Here is an 819-nt window from a genome sequence, read left to right as displayed (position 1 = left end):
TGGAGTGGTTCGACTTCGGCCTCTACGGCACCCTGGCGACGGTCATCTCGCTGTACTTCTTCAAGCAGGGGGACCCGCAGGTCGCGCTGCTCTCGGCCTTCGCCGTGTTCGGCGCCGGGTTCGTGATGCGTCCGCTCGGTGGACTCTTCTGGGGCTCGCTCGGCGACCGGGTGGGGCGGAAGACGACCCTCGCGACGGTCATCCTCATCACGAGCGGCGCGACCGCGGTGATGGGCATCCTGCCGACGTACCAGAGCGTCGGGCTGCTGGCGCCGATCCTCCTCGTCGTGGTGCGGCTCGTGCAGGGCTTCGCCGCCGGTGGTGAGGGAGCGGGGGCGACCACGCTCCTCGCCGAGTCCGCGCCCTCGAACCGACGCGGCTTCGTCACGAGCTTCATCGACGTCTTCGGCTTCGCGGCGTTCATCGTGGGGGGCGGCCTGGTCTTCCTGTTCACCGCGATCGCGGGCGACGGCGCCCTCGAGTCGTGGGGCTGGCGCGTGCTGTTCCTCATCGCGCTGCCGCTCGGGCTCGTCGGGCTCTACCTCCGCTCGAAGCTCGAGGACACCCCGGAGTTCCGCGCGCTCAAGGCCAAGGGCGACCTCGCGAAGAATCCGCTCCGGCGATCGCTCCGCACCGGGTGGAAGGCACTGCTCTTCTGCGTCGGGTTCGTGGTCCTCAAGGCCGTCGGGCACTGGATCCTGCAGACGTTCATGCCGTCGTACCTGCAGGCCGACCTCGGCTACTCGCCGCTCGTGTCGTACGGCGTGGTCGTCATCGGGTTCATCGTGATCGCCGGACTCGTGCCGTTCTTCGGCCTGC

At 69.1% G+C, this 819-nt stretch carries 1 protein-coding gene; it reads left to right on the top strand.

Annotation, left to right across the window (positions count from 1 at the left end; translation table 11 throughout):
* A partial coding sequence (locus tag BIV03_RS15850) for an MFS transporter (RefSeq protein ID WP_139202020.1) occupies positions 1 to 819 on the top strand: 819 nt, incomplete at both ends.

This window comes from Curtobacterium sp. MCBA15_016 (genome assembly GCF_001865105.1).
Classification (GTDB): domain Bacteria; phylum Actinomycetota; class Actinomycetes; order Actinomycetales; family Microbacteriaceae; genus Curtobacterium.
Note: the sequence above shows the minus strand (reverse complement) of the source record. Positions and strands in the feature narration are given on the sequence as shown.